Source organism: Amycolatopsis sp. NPDC004747, from assembly GCF_053601335.1.
Window position 1 is genome coordinate 381,458 of sequence record NZ_JBSGBQ010000004.1, and the last position, 16,552, is coordinate 398,009.

General features: G+C 72.8%; 17 protein-coding genes. 5 read left to right on the top strand and 12 right to left on the bottom strand.

What is annotated here, in order from left to right; all coding sequences use genetic code 11:
- Positions 1 to 133 precede the first annotated feature (133 nt).
- On the top strand, positions 134 to 1,054 hold the full coding sequence (locus ACWEGE_RS08540; protein WP_449659798.1) for an extracellular catalytic domain type 1 short-chain-length polyhydroxyalkanoate depolymerase: 921 nt from the start codon (positions 134 to 136) through the stop codon (positions 1,052 to 1,054).
- A 16-nt stretch (positions 1,055 to 1,070) separates the two neighbouring features.
- Here ACWEGE_RS08540 and ACWEGE_RS08545 read toward each other — a convergent pair whose 3' ends face one another.
- Positions 1,071 to 1,844 carry an inositol monophosphatase family protein gene (locus tag ACWEGE_RS08545; RefSeq protein ID WP_449659799.1) on the bottom strand — a complete coding sequence of 258 codons (774 nt, stop codon included), beginning with the start codon at positions 1,842 to 1,844 and terminating at the stop codon, positions 1,071 to 1,073.
- 27 nt (positions 1,845 to 1,871) lie between these two features.
- Here ACWEGE_RS08545 and ACWEGE_RS08550 point away from each other — a divergent pair, with 27 nt between their 5' ends.
- Positions 1,872 to 2,768, top strand: a complete 897-nt coding sequence (locus ACWEGE_RS08550) for a LysR family transcriptional regulator (RefSeq protein WP_449659800.1) — start codon at positions 1,872 to 1,874, stop codon at positions 2,766 to 2,768.
- Positions 2,769 to 2,781: 13 nt separating this feature from the next.
- On the opposite strand, the gene ACWEGE_RS08555 is transcribed toward ACWEGE_RS08550, so the two are convergent.
- The 3 genes from ACWEGE_RS08555 to ACWEGE_RS08565 form a co-directional block, all read right to left on the bottom strand.
- Positions 2,782 to 3,381 (bottom strand): NAD(P)-dependent oxidoreductase, encoded by a 600-nt coding sequence (locus tag ACWEGE_RS08555; RefSeq protein WP_449659801.1) that lies wholly within the window; start codon positions 3,379 to 3,381, stop codon positions 2,782 to 2,784.
- A 108-nt stretch (positions 3,382 to 3,489) separates the two neighbouring features.
- Positions 3,490 to 4,836 carry an alpha/beta hydrolase gene (locus ACWEGE_RS08560; protein WP_449659802.1) on the bottom strand — a complete coding sequence of 449 codons (1,347 nt, stop codon included), beginning with the start codon at positions 4,834 to 4,836 and terminating at the stop codon, positions 3,490 to 3,492.
- Entirely contained in the window at positions 4,833 to 6,149 is a 1,317-nt protein-coding gene (locus ACWEGE_RS08565) for an MFS transporter (protein WP_449659803.1), read from the bottom strand. The genes ACWEGE_RS08560 and ACWEGE_RS08565 overlap by 4 nt, the downstream gene beginning before the upstream one ends.
- A 150-nt stretch (positions 6,150 to 6,299) precedes the next feature.
- Between ACWEGE_RS08565 and ACWEGE_RS08570 the strand changes: the two genes are divergently transcribed.
- Complete coding sequence (locus ACWEGE_RS08570; protein WP_449659804.1) at positions 6,300 to 7,121, top strand: PaaX family transcriptional regulator; 822 nt, start codon at positions 6,300 to 6,302, stop codon at positions 7,119 to 7,121.
- Between the two features lie 54 nt (positions 7,122 to 7,175).
- Here ACWEGE_RS08570 and ACWEGE_RS08575 read toward each other — a convergent pair whose 3' ends face one another.
- Positions 7,176 to 7,754, bottom strand: coding sequence for a TetR/AcrR family transcriptional regulator (locus ACWEGE_RS08575; RefSeq protein ID WP_449659805.1), 579 nt, complete (start codon positions 7,752 to 7,754; stop codon positions 7,176 to 7,178).
- Between the two features lie 105 nt (positions 7,755 to 7,859).
- Here ACWEGE_RS08575 and ACWEGE_RS08580 point away from each other — a divergent pair, with 105 nt between their 5' ends.
- The gene (locus ACWEGE_RS08580; RefSeq protein ID WP_449659806.1) at positions 7,860 to 8,237 is read left to right on the top strand and encodes a VOC family protein; all 378 of its coding nucleotides are present in this window, start codon (positions 7,860 to 7,862) and stop codon (positions 8,235 to 8,237) included.
- An 85-nt stretch (positions 8,238 to 8,322) separates the two neighbouring features.
- On the opposite strand, the gene ACWEGE_RS08585 is transcribed toward ACWEGE_RS08580, so the two are convergent.
- Complete coding sequence (locus ACWEGE_RS08585; protein ID WP_449659807.1) at positions 8,323 to 9,204, bottom strand: aldo/keto reductase family oxidoreductase; 882 nt, start codon at positions 9,202 to 9,204, stop codon at positions 8,323 to 8,325.
- Positions 9,205 to 9,294: 90 nt separating this feature from the next.
- On the opposite strand from ACWEGE_RS08585, the gene ACWEGE_RS08590 reads away from it, so the two are divergent.
- On the top strand, positions 9,295 to 10,149 hold the full coding sequence (locus tag ACWEGE_RS08590) for a LysR family transcriptional regulator (protein WP_449659808.1): 855 nt from the start codon (positions 9,295 to 9,297) through the stop codon (positions 10,147 to 10,149).
- Between the two features lie 45 nt (positions 10,150 to 10,194).
- Here ACWEGE_RS08590 and ACWEGE_RS08595 read toward each other — a convergent pair whose 3' ends face one another.
- The 6 genes from ACWEGE_RS08595 to ACWEGE_RS08620 form a co-directional block, all read right to left on the bottom strand.
- Positions 10,195 to 12,069 (bottom strand): Calx-beta domain-containing protein, encoded by a 1,875-nt coding sequence (locus ACWEGE_RS08595; RefSeq protein ID WP_449659809.1) that lies wholly within the window; start codon positions 12,067 to 12,069, stop codon positions 10,195 to 10,197.
- Between the two features lie 320 nt (positions 12,070 to 12,389).
- On the bottom strand, positions 12,390 to 13,622 hold the full coding sequence (locus tag ACWEGE_RS08600) for an NAD(P)/FAD-dependent oxidoreductase (protein WP_449659810.1): 1,233 nt from the start codon (positions 13,620 to 13,622) through the stop codon (positions 12,390 to 12,392).
- Positions 13,623 to 13,627: 5 nt separating this feature from the next.
- A complete protein-coding gene (locus ACWEGE_RS08605; RefSeq protein WP_449659811.1) occupies positions 13,628 to 15,169 on the bottom strand; it encodes an FAD-dependent oxidoreductase in 1,542 nt (513 codons plus the stop codon).
- Positions 15,166 to 15,897, bottom strand: coding sequence for a class I SAM-dependent methyltransferase (locus ACWEGE_RS08610; RefSeq protein ID WP_449659812.1), 732 nt, complete (start codon positions 15,895 to 15,897; stop codon positions 15,166 to 15,168). Before ACWEGE_RS08610 ends, ACWEGE_RS08605 begins: the two co-directional genes overlap by 4 nt.
- Positions 15,894 to 16,214 (bottom strand): lycopene cyclase domain-containing protein, encoded by a 321-nt coding sequence (locus ACWEGE_RS08615; protein ID WP_449659813.1) that lies wholly within the window; start codon positions 16,212 to 16,214, stop codon positions 15,894 to 15,896. The genes ACWEGE_RS08610 and ACWEGE_RS08615 overlap by 4 nt, the downstream gene beginning before the upstream one ends.
- Entirely contained in the window at positions 16,211 to 16,552 is a 342-nt protein-coding gene (locus ACWEGE_RS08620) for a lycopene cyclase domain-containing protein (protein WP_449659814.1), read from the bottom strand. The genes ACWEGE_RS08615 and ACWEGE_RS08620 overlap by 4 nt, the downstream gene beginning before the upstream one ends.

Sequence of the window (16,552 nt, forward strand, 5' to 3'; positions counted from 1 at the left end):
GTTTGTCCGGCATTTCGAGCCTAGCACCGGGTTCGAAAGTTTCGGTGCTGCGGAATAGTTGATGAATTGTTGACGGTCGTCGTGGATCTGCCTAACCTCATGCCCGAGGGGGATCGCCGACCGGAGGTCACCGATGAGTGGATTCAGAACGGCGTTCGTGACCATCGCCAGTGCGCTGCTGCTGGCTGTCACCACGGCGGTGGTGCCGGCCCCGGCCTCGGCCGCGTCACTGGTGGAAGTGACCGGCTTCGGGAACAACCCGGGCGGGATGCGCATGCACGTCTACGTGCCGGACAACCGGCCGGCCAACCCGGCGATCGTGGTCGCCATGCACGGCTGCGGCGGTTCCGGGCCGGGTTTCTACTCCGGCAGCGAATTCGCCTCGCTGGCCAACCGCTACGGCTTCCTCGTCATCTACCCCAGCGCCCAGCAGCAGGCGGGGTTCGGGAACTGCTTCGACACCTGGTCCGACGCGGCGAAGCGGCGGGGCGGCGGCAGCGACCCGGTTTCCATCGTGTCGATGGTGACCTACGCGCAGCAGCACTACGGCGGTGACCCCAACCGCGTCTTCGCCACCGGGTCCTCCTCCGGCGGCATGATGACCAACGAAATGCTCGCCCTCTACCCGGACGTGTTCAAGGCGGGCGCGGCGTTCATGGGCGTCCCGTTCAATTGTTTCGCCAACGCCGCGGACTTCCCGCCGTGGTCGAGCAAGTGCACCGGCAACGGCGGCGCGAACCGCACGCCCCAGCAGTGGGGTGACGCGGTCCGCCAGGCCTACCCCGGCTACACCGGTGCCCGCCCGCGCGTCCAGCTGTGGCACGGCACCGCCGACACGCTCGTGCCGTATGCCTTGCTGCAGGAGGAAATCGAGCAGTGGACCAACGTGTTCGGCCTGAGCCAGACGCCGACCTCGTCGGACACCCCGCAGGGCGGCTGGAACCGCCGCCGGTACGCCGACAAGGTCGAGGCCTACAGCATCCAGGGCGCCGGGCACAGCCTGCCGTCGGCCGGGATGGCCGCCGCCGCGATCGCCTTCTTCGGCCTGTCCTGACGCCGGGGCGGCGCGCTCAGGCGCCGAGGACCTTCAGCGCGGCGGCGTGCACCCCGGGTGCGGCGGCGAGATAACCGGTGCTCGTCAGGTCCCACGGGCCGCCGTCGAGGTCCGTCACGACGCCGCCGGCTTCCTGCACCAGCAGGACGCCGGCGGCGTGGGACCGGACGTTGTCGAACTGCCAGTGCAGGTCCATCCGGCCCGCGGCGACCTGGGCGAGCTGGTGGGTCACCGGCACGGAGATCCGCACGTACAGCGCGGCTTCCGACATCGCTGCGAACGAACTCCCCATCCGCTCGAGGAACCGGTGGCCGGGCTGGGCCTGGCCGGTGCCCGCCAGCGCGCCGTCCAGCGACGTCTTGGCCGAGACCCGCAGCCGTTCGCCGTTGAGGTGGGCGCCGCCGCCTTCGGTGGCGGTGAACAGCTCGCCCAGCACGGGGAAGCAGAGCACGGCCAGCACCGGACGGCCGTCGCGGACGAGGCTCACGCCGATGTTCCAGTCCGGCATGCCGTGCACGGCGTTGACGTTGCCGCCGACGGGGTCGATGAGCCACCACTCGCCCGCGGGCAGCGGCCCGGAGCCGTGTTCGTCGTCGAGCCAGCGCGCTTCCGGCCGGATCGCGGCGAGCGCCGGGTGGAGCACCTCGGCGACGGCGGAGTCGTTGTCCTGCAGGCTTTTCAGCAGTTCGTCCAAGCCGGGCCGGCGGGATGCGGGGGAGTAGCGGGCGAGCATCCGGTCCCCGGCCGCGCGGACGGCGGCGGTGGTGGCGGCGAGCAGGTCCTGGGTCATGGTTCCTCCTGTGGTTGTCTTGCGTTCGTGCAACTCGACTTGAACCTGCTCACGGTGCTCGACGCGCTGCTCGAGGAGGGCAGCGTGATGGGCGCGGCCGAGCGGCTGCACCTGTCGTCACCGGCGGTCAGCCGCACCCTCGGCAGGCTCCGGGCGGTGACCGGCGACGACATCCTGGTCCGCACCGGCCACGCGATGGTGCCGACGCCGTACGCGATGGCCGTCCGGGAAGACGTGCACCGCCTGGTCCGGCAGGCACGCGCGGTCCTGCAGCCGGCCCGCGAGCTGGACCTCGGCGAACTGGACCGCACGTTCACCATCCAGTGCCACGACGCGTTGGCGGCGTCGGTGGTCCCGGTACTGGCCGGCCGGCTCCAGGACCGGGCGCCCGGAGTTCGGCTGCGGGTGCTGGCCGAGCACTCCGCCGACACGGACGACCTGCGGCACGGGCGCGTCGACGTGGAGCTGGGCGGGCCCCGGCCGCAGCAGCCCGAGTTCCGGTCCGAGGTGCTCGGCCACGACCGCCTGGTGGTGGCGATGCGCCCGGGTCACCCGGCGGCCGGGGGACTCGACCTGCCGGCGTTCGCGGCGTACCCGCACGTCCTGGTGTCCCGCCGCGGCCGCCTCACCGCCCCGATCGACGACGTGCTGGCCGCGGAGGGCCTGCACCGCCGGGTGATCGCCTCGGTGGCCACGCTCGCGACGGCGTTGCAGCTGGCGGTGCGCAGCGACGCGCTGGTCAGCTGCACCGAGGTGCTCGGCCGCCCGCTGATCGACGCGTTCGGGCTGATCACCCGCCCGCTCCCGGCGGAGTCCCCGGAGGCGGAGATCTGCTGCACGTGGCACCAGCGCTTCGACTCCGACCTGGCCCACGCCTGGCTCCGCGAACAGGTCCGGGCGGCCCTCGGCGAAATCACCGCCTAGCCCGCCGGGGCGCTCAGCCGGGCAGCGGCAGGGCGATCGCGCCCGGGAAGCGCGGGGTCTCGGCCTCGTCGAGCATCGCGGCGGCGACGGTCGCCCTGCTGATCACCGCCTCGAAGTCCAGCGGTGGCCCGGCTTCCAGGCCCACCGTGCGCCGCTGGGGGCTCTCGGGCCCGTCGGTCAGCAGGCCCGCGTGGAACACCGTGCCGCCGGCGGCGAGGATCGCCGCGTCGGCCTCGACCTTGTCGCCGAGCCGGTCGCCCAGCAGCTTCGCGAGCGCTCCCGCCGCTTCCCCGGCCACCGGCGCCGACCTGCCCGTGCCGTACGCCCCGAGCCAGATGATCCGCGACGGCCCGGCGGCGACCACCGCCTTCGCGCCCGCCAGCAGGACACCCGCCCGGTCCGTGCCGAGTCCGGAAAGGACGATCGAGCCGGCGACCGGGAGGCTCGCCGGTTCCTCGACGTCACCCGCCACCTTGTGCAGGCGAGGCGATGGCGGGACGTCGATCCGGGCGGGATCCCGGGCGATCGCGGTGACGGTGTGCCCGCGCCGCAAGGCTTCCCGGGTGAGTGCGAGTCCGGTCCGGCCGGACGCCGCGAGGACGGTGAGGTTCATGCTCACCACGCTAGGGACACCCGTACTTAACATCAAATGCAAGTTCGGAAAGAATCGATTTACCATGACGCAAGGGGCGGCCGCCGAGGAGTGCGGCCGCCCCTTGCCTCAGCGGCGGTCCGAGCCGGTGAGCGGCGCCGGCGTGTAGCGGAGGTAGCGTCCCGGCGCCCCGAGCTCGGCCGCGGCCGCGTTGAGGCGCTCCGGCCGGAGGTCCGGCCAGTGGCCGGTGGCGATGCGGGATTCCAGGGCGTGCAACGCCGCCAGGGTCTCCGACGGCCGGAACGCGCAGTGCCCGGCCGCGCCGACGTATGCCTGGCGCAGCAACGGTTCCCGCCCCGCCGCGCGGACCCGGTGGGCGTACCGGTTCTCCTGTTCGACCGGGACCAGGTGGTCCGCGGTGGTGTGGATGGCCAGCGACGGGACGCGCAGCCGTCCGGTCACCGTGGACGTGCGGGCGAGCGTGGCGACGGCCTGCCGGTCGGGGGTGACGTCCGCGTGGCGGGTCAGCTCGGCCAGGTCGGCGTCGAGGTCGAGACCCGCGGCGCGGTACAGCGCCCGGACTTGCCGTGCCAGCGGGCTGCCGGAGAGCAGGGCACGGTAGTCGACCCCCCGGTTGACCGCGCTGTTGCCGCCGGCCGCCAGTTCGATCTGGTAGCGGCCCGGCACCACGAACCCGAGCACGAATCCCGCCAGGGCCTGCTGCTGTTGCTGTTCCTGGCCGGCGTAGTCGGCCGGCCCGGGCGGCGCGTCGCCGGTCAGCCACGGCGGCGTGTTCATCAGCGCGGCCCCGAGCGCGATCCGGGCCCGCCCGGCCGCGGTGCCCTGCGCGTCGGTGACGAGCTTCGTCAGTGCCGCGCCCGCCGCGGTCGCTTCCTCGGCGCTCGCGTACCGGACGAGCTTCACCGGCTGTGCCGGCGCCAGCAGGCGGGACAACGCGTACTCGCCGTCGAGCTGGTAGTTGTTCAGGTCCAGCGCGCCCGCGACCAGGCCGCACGTGGTCAGCGCGCCGTCGAGCCCGCCCGCGCCGGACTCGGCTTCCAGCGCGCTGACCAGCCCGCCCATCGACGTGCCCCACGCGATGGTGCGGCGGGGCTCGCCGATCTTGCGGACCAGTTCCCCGAGGGAGGCGAACTGGTCCCGGGGCGCGGAGGCGAGCGCCCACAGCGACGGCCCGCTGTAGGACGAGCCGATCAGCGCGTAGCCCGCCGCGAGCAGGGCCTGGCCGGTCGGCTCGTCGGGGGCGTTGCGCGCCTCCAGGGGGCCGAAGCCGTGGCTGTAGAGGATGACGGTCCCGTTCCAGGCGGCCGGCACGTCCGCCACCCAGCTCGCGCCGTCGGGCAGCTGCCCGGTGTAGTGCGCGGGGGTGGCGGCCTGCGCCGGGCCGCCCGTGGTGAGGCCGAACGCGGTCAGCGTCGTCGCGACGAGGGCGCCGGCCCGCCGGAGCCACCGGCTCATCCGAGGTTCCCTTCGCGTTGGACGGCGGGCGCGGGGACGTCCGGCTCGGGGGTGAGGTCGCGGCGGTGGGTCTCCCGCAGCGCCAGCACGCAGACCGCGGACAGAACGCAGAACGCGGCGATCGTCCACGACACCGGCATGGTCGAGCCGCCGCCGTTGGCGCGCTGGAGCTCGGCGAAGATCAGCGGGGCGAACCCGGCGCCGAGCCCGGCGAGCTGGTAGCCCAGCGACGCGCCGGTGTACCGGCTTTCGGTGTCGAAGAGCTCGGAGTACAGGGCCGCCAGCGGCCCGTACATCATCGGGTGGATCACGCCCTGGCCGATCACCAGGGCCAGCACCAGCAGGAACCCGCTGCCGCTGCGGACCATCGGGAACAGCAGGAAGCCGAACACCGCCATCGCGGCCACGCCGGCCAGCACGACCGGACGGCGCCCGATGCGGTCCGAAAGCGCCGACCACAGCAGGATCCCGGCCACCGCGCACGCCGACGACAAGGTGAGCGCGTTGAGCACCTCCTGCCGCGGGTGTCCGTGCTGGACGCTGTAGGCGAGCACGAAGGTGGTCAGCGTGGCCTGGACGACGAACGCGGCCAGCCCGACGCCGACGCCCAGCGCCAGCACGCGCGGGTGGTCCCGCAGCACGGCCACGAGCGGCAGCCGCCGCCGTTCTTCCTTGCGGGTGGCCAGGAACGCGGGCGTCTCGTCGACGCGGGAGCGCACGAACAGGCCGATCGCGAGCAGGACGATGCTGAGCAGGAACGGGATCCGCCAGCCCCAGGCGAGGAAGTCGGCCTCGGAGGTCAGCCCGGCGGTGGCGGACATGACGAGCGTCGACACGACCATGCCGCTCGGCGCGCCGGCGTTGGTGAAGCCGGCCCACAGGCCGCGGCGCGTCCGCGCGTGTTCGGCGGACATCAGCACCGCGCCGCCCCACTCGCCGCCGACCGCGATGCCCTGCACGACGCGGAGCACGATCAGGCCGATCGGGGCGAGCGGCCCGATCTGGGCAGAGCCGGGGAGCAGGCCGATGAGGAAGCTCGCGACCCCCATCAGGGTCATGGTGAGCACGAGCATCCGCTTGCGGCCCAGCCGGTCCCCGAAGTGGCCGAAGATCAGGCCGCCGAGCGGGCGGGCCAGATAGCCGGTGGCGAACGTGCCGAAGCTGGCCACCGTGGCCAGTGCCGGGTCCAGGTTGGCGAAGAAGACCTTGCCGAAGACCACCGCGCTCGCCGTGGCGTAGAGGAGGAAGTCGTAGTACTCGATGAGGCTGCCGAGGAAGCTGGACGCGACCGCTCTGCGGAGCTGAGTGCTCATGAGGTTCACCCTCGTCTCTGGGGGCGGGTCTTCGGAGCAGGTTCGTCCGGGCGGGACGACGGGGGAGCGGGCCCCAACGTTAGTCACGGGTATGACGGCCGTCAACGATCTGCACAACATCAAGTGGCCGGCCGGGTTACGCTGACGTCCGTGACGAACTCCGCCGAGACCGGCTCCGGGCCCCGCCCGAAGTCCGTCATGCTCACGTTCCTGGGCATCCACCTGCTCGGCCGGGCGAGCGCCATCTACTCGGGCAGCGTGATCGACGTGTTCGGCCGTGTCGGCGTCTCGGAGGAGGCGGTCCGTTCGACGCTGACCCGCATGGCGGGCAGCGGGTTGCTGACCCGCCAGCGCCACGGGCGCAAGGTCTACTTCGGGCTCAGCGAGCGCCTCGCCGCGGTCCTCGAGGACGGCAGGCGGCGGATCTGGGAGACGGGAGCGGTCAACCGCAACGAGGACGGCGCCTGGACGCTGGTCGGCTTCTCCCTCCCGGACACCCGCCGCGGCGACCGCCACGACCTGCGCCGCCAGCTGACCTGGGCGGGATTCGGCCTGCTGCAGAACGGGTTGTGGGTCGCGCCCGGCGTCCGCGACGTCACGGCGATCGTCGATCGGCTCGGCCTCGACGGGCACGTCACGGTCTTCACGGCGCACCCGGCGAAGCCGACCGAAGCGGCCCAGCTCGTCGGCAAAGCCTTCGACACGGCGACGATCGCCTCGCGCTACCACGACTTCATGGAGAAGTGGGACGGCGGGAAGCCGTCGTTCCCGGACGACCTGACGCGGCAGCTGATGCTGCACTCGGACTGGCTGCACGTCGTCCGCCGGGATCCGCACCTGCCGGCCGGGCACCTGCCCCGCGACTGGCCCGCGATCGAGGCCGAGACGCTGTTCCGCAAGCTGGACGCGGACTTCCGCGAAGGTGCGGACCGGCTGGCCGGCGAGACGCTCGAGCTGATGCCGGCCGCCTAGGGTCTGTGGTGAGCGGAGTCTGGCGGGGGAGATGTCGTGCCCGGCCCGGCGGCCCTAGCCGCCGAGATGGCCGAGGGCGTCCTCCGTGACGCGCGCGACGAACGCGGCGTCGAGCGGCTCGCGGGAGAACCAGCGACGGTAGAACAGCGGGCCGGCGACGGCGGCGGTGACGTCGGCCGGCCCCCGGTCCGCGGCGAGCTCGCCGCGAGCTCGCGCGCGCTCGGCCACCACGCCGAACGGAGCCATCAACCGGGCGTGCAGATCCGCGTGGAGCCCGGCCAGCTCGGGCTCGCGCTCGGCGGCGTCCACAATGGAGGGTAAGACCGCCGCCCAGCGGGCGCTCCGCAGCTGCTCGGCCAACGCCTCGGCCAAGGCGACGAGATCCCCGCCGAAGCTGCCCGTGTCGGGGACCGGAGGTGCCGACCCGATCGTCGAGCACGCCTCGATCAGCAGCGCGGCCCGCGACGGCCAGTGGCGGTAGATCGTGGTCTTGGAGACGCCCGAGCGTCGCGACACCTCGTCGATGCTGACACCGCCGATACCGCCCGCCGAGAGCAGCTCGTACGTCTGGGCGAGCACCGCCGCCTTGGACCGCTGGACTCGAGCGTCGACGAAGTCCCCGGATCGGGCCACGTGGTGATCTCCGTTCCTTTCCCGCAGCGAAACAGTACGGTACTGTACCGTACTGTTTCGTGGAGCCGGACGGTCCGGCTCGCCGGGAGCAGCCAGGAGAACGCCGTGAAGCTCGCCTCAGTACGCCTCGTCACCGATGACCTGCCCGCCCTGACCGCTTTCTACTCCACGCTCACGAACAGCGAGCCGGTGACCCCCTTCGGGTCCGGCGACTACGCCGAACTGCACACCGAAGGCGGCATCGTCGCGCTGGCCGACAGCGCGGCGGTCAAGCGGTTCAACAACAACGCCGCCGTGGCCGCCGCCAACCGATCCGCCATCATCGAGTTCGAGGTCGACGACGTCGACGCCGAACGCGCCCGCCTGGACGACCAGGTCACCGCCTGGGTCCAGGAACCCACCAACCAGCCGTGGGGAAACCGGTCGATGCTCCTGCGCGACCCCGACGGCAACCTCATCAACATCTACTCCACCGGCCACTGACGGGCGGCCCTGTCCCGTGATCGATGTTTCCGGCGTTGTCGATCAGTGGGTTCCGGCTCTGTGATCCGAAGGCTGCGGCACCGCCTCAGCTTCGGCCGATCTTGTCCAGCTCGGCCAGGTCGTCGCCGGAGAGCGGGGTCGCCGCGCCCGCGAGGTTTTCGGTCAGGTGCGCGACCGACGAGGTCCCGGGGATGAGCAGGATGTTCGGCGAGCGCTGCAGGAGCCAGGCCAAGGCGACCGACATCGGTGTCGTGCCCAGCCGGTGGGCAACAGCCGACAATGCCGAGGACTGCAGCGGGCTGAACCCGCCGAGCGGGAAGAACGGCACGTAGGCGATGCCGTCGCTCGCGAGGGCGTCGATCAGCTCGTCGTCGTGCCGGTGGGCGAGGTTGTACATGTTCTGCACGCACACGATCGGCGCGATCGCCCGCGCTTCGGCGACCTGCTCCGCCGTGGCGTTGGACACGCCGAGGTGCCGGATCAGTCCGGCGCGCTGGAGCTCGACCAGGGTCTCGAACGCCTCGGCGAGCGAGCCGGGCTGCGGTCCCTGCGCGTTGCCGAGGCGGAGGTTGACCAGGTCGAGCCGCTCGACGCCGAGGGTCTCCAGGTTTTCGTGCACCGCCCGGCGCAGCTCGGCCGGCTGCCGCGCCGGGGGCCAGCCGCCCTGGTCGTCGCGGCGCGCGCCGACCTTGGTCACGATGTGCAGCTCTTCGGGGTAGGGGTGCAGCGCCTCGCGGATCAGCTGGTTGGTGACGTGCGGGCCGTAGGCGTCCGCGGTGTCGATGTGGGTGATGCCGAGGTCGGCGGCCTTGCGCAGGACGGCGAGTGCGCCTTCGCGGTCGGCGGGCGGCCCCATCACCCCGGGGCCGGCCAGCTGCATGGCGCCGTAGCCGAACCGGGTCACGGTCAGCTCGCCCAGGGACCAGGTGCCACCGGGCAGGGAAACTTCGAGTTGATCAGTGCTCATGCCGTCGATCTTCACCCGCTGCCGGGCCGGGCGGCCAACACCGATCCGGTGCACTGTGATACTCGAGAGGTATCACAGCTACGCTGTGGCATGGACACCTTGGAGACCCGCGAGCTGCGGTACTTCATCGCCGTCGCCGACGAACTGCACTTCGGCCGGGCCGCCGAGCGTCTCGGCATCGCCCAGCCTCCGCTGTCCCGCGCGATCCAGCAGCTCGAGCGGCGTCTCGGCGTCACCCTGCTGGAACGCAACCGCCGCGGCGTCTCGCTGACCGGCGCCGGCGAAATCCTGCTCCAGGAAGGCCGGGTGGCTCTCGACGCGACGGCCGCCGCGGTCCGGCGCACCCGCCGCGCCGGCGGCCAGGACGGCGCCCGCGACCGGCTGGTGCTGGCGGTGAAGGCCGGCGCGTTCCACGAACTGCTGAACAAGCTCCTCGACGCCTACGCGGCCGAGCCCGGCGCCGCCGAGATCGAGGTCCTGCCGAGCGGAACGTGCGAACAGGAGGAGATGCTGCGCGACGGCCGCGCCGACGTGGCACTCATGCACACGCCGTTCAACTCACTGACCGGATTCGACAGCGTCGCACTGATGACGGAGGCACAGGTGGCGATCCTGCCCGCCAGGCACCGCTTGGCCAAGCGGAAGACGTTGTCCCTGAACGAGATCGCGGACGTTCCCGACCTTCCGCTCGCCCGCTGGGCCGGCAACGGCACCTACCAGCCCGGCCCGGGCCCCGAGATCCACGACCAGACGCAGCTGGCCCAGCTGATCGCCCTCGGCCGCACCGCGGCGGTTTTTCCCGAATCCGCCCGCACGTGGTTGTGGGAGGAGCACGCTGCCGTCCCCCTGAGTGACGCTCCGCCGGTCACGACCCACATCGTCTGGCCGGCACACAGCCGCTCCCGCGCCCTGGCCGGGTTGATCCGAACGGCCTCGCGGCTCTGACCTCGGGGCGGGCGGCAGGCGCCCGCCCCGAGGTCGTTCACCGGATCAGCGCTTGCAGGGGTTGCCCGCCGGGTGCGCGGCGGTTCCGTGCACGTCGGCCTGGGACTCCGCCAGCACGATCTTCGCCAGCGGGGTTTCCAGCGTGACCGCCTGCTGCTTCACGACGCCGTTCACGATGGTCTGGTCGTTCAGCTTCAGCGAGCCGATCACCAGCGCGATAGTCAGCGGCGCCGAACCCACCGTGACCGAGGCGCCGTTGATCTTCAGCGAGGCGACGTTCGAGCTGCCGGTCAGCACCGGGGCGAGGCCGCCCGGAGCCGGCTGGCAGGTCGCCGCCGCCTGGGACTGGATCACGCCCAGCTCGATGGTCAGCCCGACCGTGCTGATCACCGTCTTGTCGATCTTGGCCGACGCCTGCGCGTGGTCACCGGCCGCCGGGGCCGCCGACTGGTTGTCGGGGGCCAGGTCGGTCGAGGACGTCAGCGCGTGCGTCTGCACCTTGATCAGGCCGGCGTTGAGCGTCGCGTCGAGGACGGTCTTGCTGTCGTCGGCGCAGGGCAGGTTCGCCGGGTTCGCCACGGCCGCGGTGACGCCGATGACGTTCGCGGCGGTGCCGGTGCAGGAGAAGACGCCGTCGCGGTCGTCGTCGACGATGGTGCCGACGCCGGTCGGGTCGATCAGCCCGGCGCCCGACGGGGCCGAGAGCGTGACGGTGAACGTCTCGTCCGGCTCGTCGACGGTGTCCGGGTTGACCGGCACGGTCACCGGCTTGGTCGTCTCGCCGGGCGCGAAGGTCACGTCACCGCTCGCCGCCTGGTAGTCCGCCGGCGCGGTCGCCGTGCCGTTCGCGGTGGCGTAGTGGACCGACACCGGGTTCGGCGAGGCGCCGCCGAGCAGCGACACGGTGAAGGTGGCCGGCACCGGCGCGCCGCCGGAGCCTTCGTGCACCGTGACGTCGTTGATGCTCAAGCCCAGCACGCGCACGGTCGTCGTCTCGACGTACCCGCGGGACATGCCGTCGACCTGGTAGTCGACCGTGCAGTGGTAGGTGCCGGGCGCGGCGTCGGCTGCCGCGGCGACGGTTTCGGTGAACGTCGCGACGTCCCCGCTGGCCACCTTGACGCTCGCCGGGGCGTTGGTGACGGTCAGCTGCGGGTCGCAGCCGGTGACCTTCGGCGTCACCGTGACCTCGATGGACTTGATGCCGTCGAGGATGGCCTTCGACACCTGGTCCGACGGCACGTTGTTCAGCAGCACCCCACCGGTGGCCGTGGCGATGGCACTCGCCTGGCCGTCGGCGTCGAGCGCGCCGACGTTGACCGCGACCACGCGGATCTTCGCCGCCTTGAGCGCGTCGATGGTCTGGGCCAGGGTGTGCCCGCCGCTCGGGTCGTGCGACGGCGCGTCGCCGAACCAGGCGATGATGCGGGTGCCGTCCGGGCGGAAGGTGACCGCGCCGCTCGCCAGTTCGTAGAGGGCGTTGAGGTCGGCCTCCGGGAAGTCCCCGCCGCCGGACGCCGACCACTGGTCGATCCCGGCCTGCACCGCCGAGGTGTTGCCGGTGATGCCCTGGTTGACCTTGAAGGGAACGGAGTCGGTGAAGTCCTTGTACTCCGCGACGCCGAACTGGGCGGTCGGCTGCGCGGCGAGCACGTCCCCGGTGATGGCGCCGGCGTTCGTGCGGACGTTGGCGATGGCGCCGGCCATGCTGCCGGTGGTGTCGGCGAGCAGCACGAGGTCGGGGTTCGGCGGGACGGTGGACGTGGTGACGTGCTTGGTGACGCCTGCGCTCTGCCCGGGGGAGAGCGTGAGATCGACGGAGGCGGGATCGACCCCGGGTGGCGCCGCGGCCGCCACCGAGACCGGGGTGAGCAAGGCACTGACCGTGGTCAGCGCGACGAACAAGGATCTCCGCGACATGGACTTCCCTTCCGAAGGCCGGATTACTGCGGGTTGCCTCGGGAAGACGGAAAATCCGGGAATTCGTTAGCGAGCCGGGAAAACGTCACCCGGAGCGCCCTGTGTCAAGGCGCTCAACGGGGCACGGCGGTGGAGGCGGGCTACGTGAACAATGGTTCGGCTGCGCCGGAACACCGAATTTCGCCGGGCGGATTTCACTCGATCCAGCGACGAAGGGCGGGGTGGCCGGCACGAACGGTGTCGGCCGTTCGGCGGAATCACGGGGCGTTCCGCGGCGCGGGAAGCGAATTTCCGCCCGAATGCCGTAGCGCGAGAGGCCTTCAGCGGTTCGCGGGGCGCGCCACGCCGAGATCGGCGAGCACCGCACGGGCCGCGCGGGTGCCGGACGCCAACGCCCCCTGCAGCGAGCTCGTGTCCCGGTGGTCACCGCACACGTAAAGCCCTTCGCCCAGCCGCACCTCCCGCCGAAGGTCGTGCGGCGGCGGCATCGACGGCAGCGCGCGCCGGATCTCGTACCGGGCCACCAGCGGCCACCGCGTCGCGTCCGTGCGGTACATCCGGCCCAGCGCCGTTCGCACCTCCGGCTCGGGCAACGCCGTCAACGCCGAGGCGCTCACCAGCGCCGACCCCGGCGGGGCGTACCCCGGGCACACCTCGCTGACCACACTCGTGTTGACCACCGGCCCGCCACGGGCGTCGAGCACGATCACCGGTTCGCGCAACGGCGACCGCGGTGGGGCGAAGTACCACGTCGTCCCGCTGTTCCAGTGCGGCTCTTCGGTGCCGGCCAGCCGGGCCGCCGCGGACCCGTCGGTCGCCACGACGACCGCGCGGGCCGGCCACACCACCCCGTCGGCCGTGCGGACCCGGCCCGGCCGGATCTCCTCGGCCGGGGTGCCCAGGTGGACCGCCGACGTCGGCAGCCTCCGGGCCAGCTGCCGGGGCAGCTCGCCCATGCCCAGCGCCGGCAGCGACGGCGCGGACCGCAGGAAGCTGCGCCACACCAGCTGGAAGAACCGGGCCGAGGTGGTCAGCTCGCGTTCGAGGAACACCCCGGAGAGGAACGGCCGCAGCACGGTGTCCACGGCCCGCGCGGACACCCCCGCGCGGCGCAGTTCCTCGGCCGTCGTGCGGTCGGCGCGGTCGATGATCGCCTGGGCCGGTCCCGCCGCGACGCGGGCGGTCAGCGCGCCCATCGCCGCCAGGTCCTTGGCCGAGAGGTAGCGCCGGGCCACGATGTCGCGCAGCGCCTTGGGCGTGTCGACCGGGTTGCCGAGCAGCGAGACGCGGTCGTCGTCGGCCACCCGGACCGCGCGCCAGAACCGGCCGAGCTCCAGGGCGTCGACGTCGACCAGGCGGCGGATGGCGGGGTAGGCCGGGTTGAGGATCTGGAACCCGCGGTCGAGCCGGAACCCGTCGACGACGTCGGTGCGCACCCGGCCGCCGACGTCGTCGGACGCCTCCAGGACCGTGCACGGCACTCCGGCCCGGTGCAGCGTGACGGCGGCGGCCAGCCCGGCGAGCCCGGCACCGACGACGACGACTTCGGCCATCCCCGTCACCCGCCGAAGTACCGGGTGGACGCGAGCCGGTTCAGCAGGCCGATCCGGCCGCGGTTGGGCACCGACCGCACCGGGTGCCCGGCCAGGCCCCACCCCGCCAGCAGCGTGTTGGCCGCGGCCCAGCCGGTGGTCGCCGCGCGTTCCATCAGCGCGACCGGGAGGTCGATCCGCACGCCGTCGCCGGCCAGCACCAGCTGCGGGTCCGGTGTCCCGACCGTCGGGCGGCGGGCGAAGTCGCCCAGCCCGAACAGCGGGCAGTCCTCGCGCCACAGCGAAATCGACGCCGTGACGCGCGCGCCGATGGTTTCGGGGTAGATCGCGTGCAGCCGGTCGTCCACGGCCTTCACCAGCGTCTCGCGGTCGTCGGTCGTGGCCGCGTACGCGTGCAGTTCGACCACCGAGCCACCGGTGCGGGCCGCCCAGCGCCGGGCTTCGCCCTCGTAGCGGTCGAGCAGGCTGATGTTGTCCAGCGGCGGCACGCTCCCGGTGCCCAGGAACGGCGGCCGGGCGGCGTCCACCGGCCGGTCGAGCCAGAGCCGGCGGACCAGGAACGGCGGGGCCGTGCGCAACCCCGCCACGGCCGCCCGCCACTCGGGCGTGCCGAGGCCCGGCGAAGCGGCGACGATCTCGCGCAGCCCCCGCACGTCGCAGGCCAGCACGACGCTGTCGAAGTGCGCGCTCGCGTCGGCCGTCGTGACCGCGAAGCCGTCGGAGGTGCGGTCGAGCGACGCGACCGCGGTGCCGGTCCGGATGGTCACCCGGCGGTCGGTCAGGTAGCCGGCCAGCGGGTCCCACAGCGCCTGCGGGAACGGCTCGGTGGGCACGTCGAAGACCAGGCCTTCGCTGGAACCCAGGAAGTACAGGTGGAACATGGTGGCCAGCTCCGCCGCGGACAGCTCGCGTGGATCGGCGAAGAAGCTGCGCGAGAACACCTCGAACGCCAGGTGCTTGGCCGCGTCGGGGAAGTTGATCGCGTCGAGGAAGCTCGCCGCGTCGGTTTCGTCGAGCCGGCGGTAGGTCTCCGGGACGCTGACCGTCGCCAGCGGCAGGGCGCCCCGGCCGTTGATGCGCACCAGGTCCCGCGGGGTGAACGTCGGGCTGCGCCAGGCGAAGGCCAGCGCGTTCCACGGCGGCGTGCGGGGGAGACCGGCGAAGGTGTCCGTGCGGCCCTGGGCGTCCAGCAGCGGGTAGTCGGCCAGCGGGGTCAGCCGGTCGAGCCGCGGATCGGTGCGCATGAGCAGCGACCGCAGGTTGTAGTACTGGCGGAAGAAGGCGTGGAAGCCCCGGCTCATGGTGACGCCGGTGCCGTCCGGCAGCCGGTCCGCCCAGCCGCCGACCCGCCCGCCCAGGTGGTCGTCCCGTTCGAACAGCGTCACCGTGACACCGCGCTCGGCCAGCCCGGTCGCCGCGGTGAGGCCCGCGATGCCGCCGCCGACGACCGCCGCGGTCGGGCGGCGGCCGAGCAGCCCGGCGTCGGCCAGGCCGGGTGCGGCCGGGTGCGTCTCGATCCGGCGGTCGGTGCCGAGGGGGCGGGTCACGGGTGCTCCTGCGGGTTGGTGCCGAGGACGGTGTGGACGATGCCGTGCTGCCAGCCGGGCACCGTGCCGGTGCGGACGTCGGTGAAGCCGGCGTCGGTGAGCCGGCCGCAGAGCGCCGCGATCCCGTCGAATTCCAGGACGCTGCGGCGCAGGTGGCGGTAGAGGGTCGCGTCGCCGGTGGTGACCTTCCCGAGCGGGATGATCACGCCCGCGCAGACGGCGTTCCACACCCAGCGGGCGCGCGCCGAATCCCGCACGGAGTACTCGTGGATCGCGATGCGGCCGCCGGGCTTCAGCAGCCCGCGCAGCCGCCGCAGCTGCGCGGCCGGGTCGGTCAGGTTGCGCAGCAGGTACGCCGCCAGGATCGCGTCGAACGGGCCGGAAATCCCGTCGAGGTCCTCCACCGGCGTGTGGACGAACGTGACACCGTCCGGCCAGTCCTTCGCCCTGGCCTGCGCGAGCATTTCCCCGGAGGCGTCGAACGCGGTGATCTCCGCGCCGGGGACGACGGACACCAGCGCCGCCGTCGACGCGCCGGTGCCGCAGCCGGCGTCCAGCAGCCGCAGGCCCGTGCCGTCGGACGGCAGCTCGAGCCGCCGGGCCGAGAGCCGCAGGTGTTCGTGGTAGCCCGGGTTGGCGCCGACCAGCTTGTCGTACCACCGCGCTTCGGTGTCGAACGCCGACGGCACCGCGCCGCGCGGCAGCCCGTCCTTCGCCATGGCGCTCATGCTCGCTCCTCCCGGGGGCCGGTCCGTTCCCACACCAGCAGCACCGCGGTCACCAGCGCGTAGCCGAAGAAGAAGTCCTCGACCGGGATGTCCCAGGGGAAGCGCCAGCCGGTGATGTGCTGCGGGGCGTAGCGCACGATCGGGTCGGAAAGCTTGGTCAGCCAGCCGTCCACCGGGATCTGGAACGCCGTGACGATGGCGATCGTGATCCAGTAGGCGGGCCGGCGGAACAGGCCCGTGCGCAGCAGGAAGAGCTCGGCCAGCACGACCGCGGCCACGGCGGCGGCCGCGGGCACGGTGTAGCCCCACGGGATCACCGGCGGGCCTCCTGCCGGACGAGCCGCCGGAGCACCGCGAGGGTGAGCTGGACGATCTCGTAGGTCAGCACCCCGCAGACCGGGATCACCACGAAGAACAGGATTTCCTCCAGCGGCACGGCGAAGGGGGCGCGGATGCCGGAGACGTGCTCGGGCGCGTAGTCCCAGACGCCGCCCGCGATCGCCAGCGCGTCCCAGACGAGGAACACCAGCGCGACCGGCAGCACCGCGCGCGCCAGCCGCCGGGGCTGCCGGTAGACGCGCGCCCCGGCGAGCTCCAGCGGCAGGGTGACCAGGACGCACGCGGCCAGCACGACGAGGTATTCGGCCTTGCCCAC

Coding starts and splice junctions, on each gene's coding strand:
- ACWEGE_RS08555 (WP_449659801.1), bottom strand. CDS start 3,381: ATGAACCTCACCGTCCTCGCGGCGTCCGGCCGGACCGGACTCGCACTC.
- ACWEGE_RS08540 (WP_449659798.1), top strand. CDS start 134: ATGAGTGGATTCAGAACGGCGTTCGTGACCATCGCCAGTGCGCTGCTG.
- ACWEGE_RS08590 (WP_449659808.1), top strand. CDS start 9,295: ATGGACACCTTGGAGACCCGCGAGCTGCGGTACTTCATCGCCGTCGCC.
- ACWEGE_RS08595 (WP_449659809.1), bottom strand. CDS start 12,069: ATGTCGCGGAGATCCTTGTTCGTCGCGCTGACCACGGTCAGTGCCTTG.
- ACWEGE_RS08585 (WP_449659807.1), bottom strand. CDS start 9,204: ATGAGCACTGATCAACTCGAAGTTTCCCTGCCCGGTGGCACCTGGTCC.
- ACWEGE_RS08560 (WP_449659802.1), bottom strand. CDS start 4,836: ATGAGCCGGTGGCTCCGGCGGGCCGGCGCCCTCGTCGCGACGACGCTG.
- ACWEGE_RS08610 (WP_449659812.1), bottom strand. CDS start 15,897: ATGAGCGCCATGGCGAAGGACGGGCTGCCGCGCGGCGCGGTGCCGTCG.
- ACWEGE_RS08565 (WP_449659803.1), bottom strand. CDS start 6,149: ATGAGCACTCAGCTCCGCAGAGCGGTCGCGTCCAGCTTCCTCGGCAGC.
- ACWEGE_RS08545 (WP_449659799.1), bottom strand. CDS start 1,844: ATGACCCAGGACCTGCTCGCCGCCACCACCGCCGCCGTCCGCGCGGCC.
- ACWEGE_RS08600 (WP_449659810.1), bottom strand. CDS start 13,622: ATGGCCGAAGTCGTCGTCGTCGGTGCCGGGCTCGCCGGGCTGGCCGCC.